The organism is Roseburia sp. 1XD42-69, assembly GCF_003612565.1.
Taxonomy (GTDB): Bacteria; Bacillota; Clostridia; order Lachnospirales; family Lachnospiraceae; genus Roseburia_B.
In genome coordinates, this window is the sequence record NZ_RAZG01000117.1 from 1 (window position 1) to 6,620 (window position 6,620).

The window sequence follows — 6,620 nt, forward strand, 5'->3', positions numbered from 1 at the left end:
CTCAAAATCCTACATAAAACTTTTTACCTGAAATCATCAATTTTCTATTGACTTTTTATTTGCAGGCTCGTCTTGGCGGCTTCCAGTCGTGCGGGGAGCTTGGCAATCTCATTCTCGATTCTGGTCAGATTGCCGAGGGCATCCGCTCCTAAATCTACTTTGTATTTCCTCATTCCGCAGAGGTTCAGACAATACCCCGGACATTCACAAGGCTGTACTCGGACAGATCGCTGTTCTGTATCAGCAAAAGGCTCTCTTTTTCCTGCTCCTGCATCAGTTCCCGGTCACGCTGCAATTCCCGGAGCTGCCCCTCAATCCCCGTGATCAATTCTGATGCCGTCCTGCGGATCGTGTCAAGGGAAGATTTCAGTTCCCTCATGTCACGCCCTGTTGACCACCCGGCTATATACCCAAAGGAATAATCCGAAGTATCTATGCCGAAATGCTGGCACACGGTGTAGGCAATGCTCTCGGCTTCAAATGTTGATGTATCCATTTGAAGCGTTATATCCATGTTTTTATAATGTTGATCTTTTAAACTATTTCCCATAAATCCTCACTTTCTTGTACAAAAGATGAGCATTATCAGATACGCTATTCTTAGGTTTTCCCCTCAGATGGGAATCCGGAAAGGAGCGCATTTGATATGCAAATAAACTATTTAGATGCTGTTTCATCAGTTCTCAATATGATGAAGCAGCCTGACAGTGCATGTAAAAATATAGACATGCATAGAACCTGTTACACTACATTTTTCAAGTACCTGATGGATAATGACATTCCTTTTTCTATGGATGCCGCACTGGACTGGCTTGAGATTAAGAAACTGGAAATTTCCTGCGAGGCGTGTTCCCAATATAGAAATGCCCTGTTCCGCCTTGAGCATTACCTGCTTTTTGGGGATATCAAAAGTCCTTTCTGCCGTTCGGAAGACAGCTTTTTCTGCAGGAGCGGAATGTCGGAATCCTTTTTCCGTCTGACATATGAGCTGGAAGAATACTATGCGGCCAGCCAAAACCCCGGCTATTACCATACGTATTCCGTTGCCATAAAAGAGTTTTTCCGGCTTGCGACGTCCCTTGGAATTACAGAGCCGGAAGCAGTAACCATAGATACTCTTATCGAATACTGGAATACTTACTGCAAATCCTGCAGTTCTTCCGGCAGACGCCAAAACGCCGTATGCGCTATGACGGCGCTTATGAAATACCTTCACCGCCGGGGTGATGTGCCGGAGTGCTATCAGCTGGTTCTTTTTGGTGGGAACGCTGAAATACTGCCGGGTATGAGGCTTCCAAAAACAGGCGTCGCATTTCATCCCAGTGTACCCCTTGAACATAAAGCGGAAGAATATCTTGACGCTCTGAATGATTGGAAATACATGGAGTCATCAAAAGCTGTTTACCGCAATGATTTCACCTGATATTTTATGTTTTTGGAACTTAACCGTCTGGAACATTCACCAGAAACTGTAACCCTATGGACAGATATGCTTCCGGATTGTCCGGATCAGGCCAAAGCCGGCAATTCCATATCGGCCCGCCGTTCACACACGATCAGAATGTTTGGGAAGTATCTCCAGGGCACAATGGAATCTAACATAACTGCAGGCCAAAAGCGTGCGTCCGACCAACTCCCGTCATGGAGCAAAACCATTCTTGATGGTTTTATAGAGAGCCGCAGGCGGGATGGGATGGCCAATAATACACTTACCATGTGCAGATCTGCCGGATGCAGTTTTTTCAAATATCTTGAAGACAACGGGATAGATCATCCAATGTCCATAACGCCGGATGTGGTGAAAGCATTCCATAACCAGGATGTCCACTCGACCCCGGAGAGTAAAAATGCATATGGGTCTAAACTCCGCCAGCTTCTGCGGTACATGGCCGGCCAGGATCTGGTTTTGCCGACACTTGTTTTTGCGGTATCCGCAGGCTGCGCTCCCCATCGCAGCATCGTTGATGTCCTGAGCGATGATATGGTTAAGAAAATATATGAATACCGTGAGAAAGCCTCCACCCCCATAGAACTCAGGGACACAGCCATGGTTATGCTCGGACTCCGGATGGGTATCAGGGGCGCAGACATCCTAAAGCTCCAGGTAAATGATTTCGACTGGAAAAATAAAACGGTCTCCTTCATCCAGCAGAAAACAAGAAAAGCAATCACGCTTCCAGTACCGACAGACGTAGGTAATTCAGTATATAAATACATCATGGATGGGCGTCCGGAATCGGCTGCCGCAGGTAACGGATATATATTTATCCGCCATCAGGCGCCATATATCCCGCTTAAAGTTACAACGGCATGCCGCGGGGCTTTAAAAAGAATACTTGCCGAATATGGTTTTGAACTGTCTGCCGGCCAGGGCTTCCATATGACACGGAAGACATTTGCCACAAGAATGCTCCGGGCAGGCAACAGGCTTGATGATATTTCTAATGCCCTTGGGCATGCACGTCAGGAAACTGCTGAGGTATATCTTGAACGTGACGAAGATAAAATGAGGCTCTGCCCTCTGGAATTTGGAGGTGTCTTATCATGACATACATTTTTGAGAGCGGCCTGGCACATCATATCGAAGGGCTTATACAACAAAAACGGGCTGATGGATATGCCTATCATGCCGAAAAAAAGCTGTTAAAACGCTTTGATACTTTTTGCGTACAGAATTATCCGGAACTGACAACAGTTACTTATGAAATGGCAGCCAAATGGTCCGAAGCCAGACCTTGCGAAGGAGATGCCTATCACAACCGCCGTATGTCGGTCGTGAAAGTGCTGGGTGAATATATCCTTTCCCTCGGCCAGGAAGCATACATCCCTAATTTTTTCTGCAAGGCTTACCGTCCGGCCCTTTACATCCCGTCAAAAGATGAGGTTAAGGAGCTGCTGCGGAAAATGGATATCCGCACATCCCATAATTCAGAGCAGCTAAGGCTCGACAGGGAGTGCAAGATTCTTTTTCTCCTGTATTTTTGCTGTGGGCTGCGTCTGTCAGAAGGGCGGCTGCTAAAGTGGGAACATATAGACCTGGAAAAAGGGATCCTTACTATCCTTGGCTCAAAAGGCAGCAAAGACCGCCTTGTATACCTTCCGCAGGACAGCCTTCCAGTACTTAAAAGCTATAAAGAATGCCAGGAAAAGCTTTTCCCCGGAATTGACTGGGCTTTTCCAGGAAAAGACCCGCATAAGCCTGTTTCGTGTTCCGGAGTAGAGTCAAGTTTTAACCGTCATTGGGCTATGCTTCCAGCTGCCGGGACACTTGCTAAACACCCGACGCCCCACTGTTTACGCCACGCTTTTGTAGTGGAGAGGTTTAATGAGTGGATGCACCAGGGAATTGATACAAACACTATGCTCCCATATTTAAGCAGATACCTTGGACATAAAAGCCCTGATGAAACGTATTATTACTATCATCTTGTAGAAAAGGCATTTGATACTATCCGGGAGAAAGATACAGTGTCGGGAAAGGTTATTCCGGAGGTGGTTCCCTATGAAGAATAAACCAGAAAAGATACGGTCTGGCCAGCTGTTCTTTTCCCAGACATGGAACTTTCTAAATGTCTATTTGGTAAAGCAGGCCGGACGCAGTCAGGCTACAGCAGAATCCTATAGGGATTCCCTTACAATATTTAAAAACTATCTTGTAGGTGAATTAGGTAAGTCCATAAGCACCTTTCAGTTTTCCGACTGTACCAAAGAATGTATTTATAACTTTAGAGAGTATCTGCTTGCAAATGGCAGCCAGCCATCAACTGTAAATGTAAGAGTCGCGGCTATCCGCACCTATCTGAACTATGCCTCGGATATGGACATATCCATCCAGTCGGTTGCTCTGGCAGTCAGCCAGATATCACCCTGCAAAACCATAAAAAAGGAAAAGCCTGTTCTGTCCGAGGATGCACTTGCCGCAATACTGTCCGCACCGCCGGATACGAAGTTTGGTGTACGGGACCGTGCTATTTTGATTCTCCTCTACGATACAGCTGTAAGAGTCAGTGAGCTGCTCAACATCCGCTTATGTGATGTTGCAATGGAATCAAAATATCCCAATATTTTCATAACAGGCAAAGGCAACAAAGAGAGAACCATACAATTGACAGCTAAGGCGGCTGGACACCTTAAGGAGTATATGCGTGTATATCACAGCAATTCTTCTAAAGAAGCCTACTTATTTTCCACAACGATAAAAGGTGTGGCAGACAGGATGTCCGTTGGAAATGTCCAGAGGATTATAAAAAAATATGCAGCCCTGGTAAGCGAGGCAGGGATCAGCATTCCAGATTCAGTCCATTGCCACATGTTCCGGCGGACCAGGGCCACAAATCTTTACCAGGATGGGATCGCCATTGAACTTGTCTCTACAGTGTTAGGACATGCCAGGACTGATACAACCAAAAACTACTATGCAAAGCAGTCTGTTGAACAGCTTCGGGGAGCAATGGAATCTGTTCCAACACCCATACCTGATGAAGCGGCAATGTGGGAGGGCAGTGAAGATGAAATGGCAAGGATTTGTGGATTGCGCTAACGAATAATGCTCATCTTTTAGTAGTAAAGTGCCTTATTTCTCAGCATTCTTTAAAATGATTAACATTTTGGAATGCTGAGTATAAGGCTTCCACCTCTTTGGTGTTCCTGTCTTTTGCGGGCGCAAGGATATCCTTGTTTACATCTTTATCATGCAGCATGGAATGGGCGGTTTCATGCACCATCGTCTTTAAGGTCTGGCTCTCGCTCATGCCCTCCTGCACCGCAATCCGCTTTTCTGCCGGGCTGAAGAACCCTTTGGAATCGCCGGGAATATCCTCAAAGCTGACCGGAACCGGGGCAACATAAGTGACCGCCTTGATAAAGTCCTCATACCCCTCCACTGTGGACAGAAGCTCTTTTGCCTCCAGCTCCGGGATTAGCTCCCCCGATGTCTGCTTTACATCAAAGACGGACACAGTGCGGAAAGCAGGGATTTTAACCTCGACTTCCTCCGTCTGCGGCATACCGTCCCTATCCAGCATGACCTCCCCGGTCACAGGGTCTAACTTATCCCGTTCCTCTTTGATCTTATAAGGGGCAGAGGCAAGGATACGGATTCCCCTCTCCCCCTTGTTTACATGGCGGTTGAAATTCTTCTGCCATGCCTGGTAGCCTGCGACCAGACTGGCGTCAGGGCGCTGTAAGGCTATCAGAAGCGTGTTGTTGACACTGTAATTATGGAATTTTGACATAGTGGAGAGATAGCTTTTGTATTTCTCGCTCCCGAAAAGCTCTTTTAAGCCTTCCTCCAGTTTGTCCGTGATCTCTTTTACTTTCTGCTTTTCTGTTTTTGCATCTGCCATATTTGATTTCCTTTCTTTGCATGAAAAAAAGACAATCTGTTATGACTGTCTTTCTTCCCGAAAACAAAAAAGCAGCGAATTGTTTTATATAACGCAAAAACAAATTCACTGCTTTACTACTTGTGTTATTAAGTTGCTGTAATTATGCTAATACTGGCTCTCTTTTTCTAATGACAGCCTCCACTTCCTCTATGGTCTTTTCAACAATCCTTGCTATTTGTTCTGATGAATAACCATCTCTGTGCATATTCATAATCACGCCAGTTATAGCATTATCTGTTGCATTTTCTCTGATCCCCTGTGAAAGATTACACATAGCGCTCATATCCTTTCTCAATTTTTCATCTACCGGAATACTGTACTCAGTTTTAATAATCCCTAATTTCTCATCAACGGTCAATTCCGCCGAAAGCAACGTACTCAGCAAACGGTGTAGCTCATACTTTTTATCATGCTCCGGAAGTTCATTTGATATACCTATCAGGACAATATTCAGCAGGTCAAGCCCGCCTTTCCACGGATAGGAACCGAGCAGATCGTCTTTCGCAAGATGCACATAAGCCATACTGCTTTCGTCCATGCCCATACACACCCAAATCGAAAATACACGCCTGATGTCGTTATAGTTTGTCTTGACAAAATCCCGTTCCTTCTGCGAGGAAACAAGGCGGCTCACATAGAAAACTGCCCTGTTTAAGATATGGTAGCCTGACGGTTCATCTTTCTGTGCTTCCACGTTTACGATAACCTGTGAAATACCGTCTTTCATGCGCACATAAAAGATAATGTCAAACCTTACAAGCCCCTCGTTTATCTCCGCATTTTCCGTATTCATCCCGACAATGCGCTGCCCGTTTTCTTCTTTTTCAATATTGGTCAGCCCCGGCTCTACTGGAACCACGCTGATAAATGGCTCTCCCTCAATATAAGACACCACATCTTTCGGGTTCATTCCCCGGAACTCATCAACCGTCTTTACCAGGATATGCGCCAGAATAATCTTATTTCCCAACAGGCGTTTTGCCTTATCATCATACTGTGCGTCCTGGTCTGCCATGCTGACCGCATTCTTTATTTCCGTATCCATCAGCCATAAACCTCCTTTTTGTATGGTGGAAACGCAAAAGCCATTCCCAAAAGGTATATGACCTCAATGCCATTATACCCCGAAATCCCGGCTAAATCAATCGGAACTTTATAATTGCTAGGGCTGTTTCACGAAGAAATATAAAAATAAAATAAAGCTCTCTAAAAAGCCAACTTAGGTTTTGTACT

At 45.5% G+C, this 6,620-nt stretch carries 5 protein-coding genes and 2 pseudogenes; 4 read left to right on the forward strand and 3 right to left on the reverse strand.

Translation table 11 applies throughout. The features are described 5' to 3' along the window. Positions 1-262 precede the first annotated feature (262 nt). A pseudogene (locus tag D7Y06_RS28460) lies at positions 263-508 on the reverse strand (hypothetical protein); the annotation flags it as partial. Positions 509-646: 138 nt separating this feature from the next. Here D7Y06_RS28460 and D7Y06_RS27455 point away from each other — a divergent pair. The 4 genes from D7Y06_RS27455 to D7Y06_RS23420 all read left to right on the forward strand — a co-directional run bounded on the left by D7Y06_RS27455 (position 647) and on the right by D7Y06_RS23420 (position 4,540). Then, positions 647-1,423, forward strand: coding sequence for a hypothetical protein (locus tag D7Y06_RS27455; protein WP_243119482.1), 777 nt, complete (start codon positions 647-649; stop codon positions 1,421-1,423). A 270-nt stretch (positions 1,424-1,693) separates the two neighbouring features. Then, the gene (locus D7Y06_RS27460) at positions 1,694-2,548 is read left to right on the forward strand and encodes a tyrosine-type recombinase/integrase (RefSeq protein WP_243119483.1); all 855 of its coding nucleotides are present in this window, start codon (positions 1,694-1,696) and stop codon (positions 2,546-2,548) included. Then, on the forward strand, positions 2,545-3,513 hold the full coding sequence (locus D7Y06_RS23415) for a tyrosine-type recombinase/integrase (RefSeq protein ID WP_120409940.1): 969 nt from the start codon (positions 2,545-2,547) through the stop codon (positions 3,511-3,513). The genes D7Y06_RS27460 and D7Y06_RS23415 overlap by 4 nt, the downstream gene beginning before the upstream one ends. Next, positions 3,503-4,540 carry a tyrosine-type recombinase/integrase gene (locus tag D7Y06_RS23420; protein ID WP_120409941.1) on the forward strand — a complete coding sequence of 346 codons (1,038 nt, stop codon included), beginning with the start codon at positions 3,503-3,505 and terminating at the stop codon, positions 4,538-4,540. Before D7Y06_RS23415 ends, D7Y06_RS23420 begins: the two co-directional genes overlap by 11 nt. Before the next feature lie 52 nt (positions 4,541-4,592). Here D7Y06_RS23420 and D7Y06_RS23425 read toward each other — a convergent pair. Together D7Y06_RS23425 and D7Y06_RS23430 are read right to left on the reverse strand one after the other, a co-directional pair. Next, positions 4,593-5,345: pseudogene (locus tag D7Y06_RS23425) on the reverse strand (ArdC-like ssDNA-binding domain-containing protein); the annotation flags it as partial. 142 nt (positions 5,346-5,487) lie between these two features. After that, positions 5,488-6,432, reverse strand: a complete 945-nt coding sequence (locus D7Y06_RS23430) for a hypothetical protein (protein WP_120409943.1) — start codon at positions 6,430-6,432, stop codon at positions 5,488-5,490. Positions 6,433-6,620 lie beyond the last annotated feature (188 nt).

What these genes read in the sequence shown, in the direction of transcription:
- D7Y06_RS23420 (WP_120409941.1), top strand. Translation starts at nt 3,503, where the DNA reads ATGAAGAATAAACCAGAAAAGATACGGTCTGGCCAGCTGTTCTTTTCC.
- D7Y06_RS27460 (WP_243119483.1), top strand. Translation starts at nt 1,694, where the DNA reads ATGGCCAATAATACACTTACCATGTGCAGATCTGCCGGATGCAGTTTT.
- D7Y06_RS23415 (WP_120409940.1), top strand. Translation starts at nt 2,545, where the DNA reads ATGACATACATTTTTGAGAGCGGCCTGGCACATCATATCGAAGGGCTT.
- D7Y06_RS23430 (WP_120409943.1), bottom strand. Translation starts at nt 6,432, where the DNA reads ATGGATACGGAAATAAAGAATGCGGTCAGCATGGCAGACCAGGACGCA.
- D7Y06_RS27455 (WP_243119482.1), top strand. Translation starts at nt 647, where the DNA reads ATGCAAATAAACTATTTAGATGCTGTTTCATCAGTTCTCAATATGATG.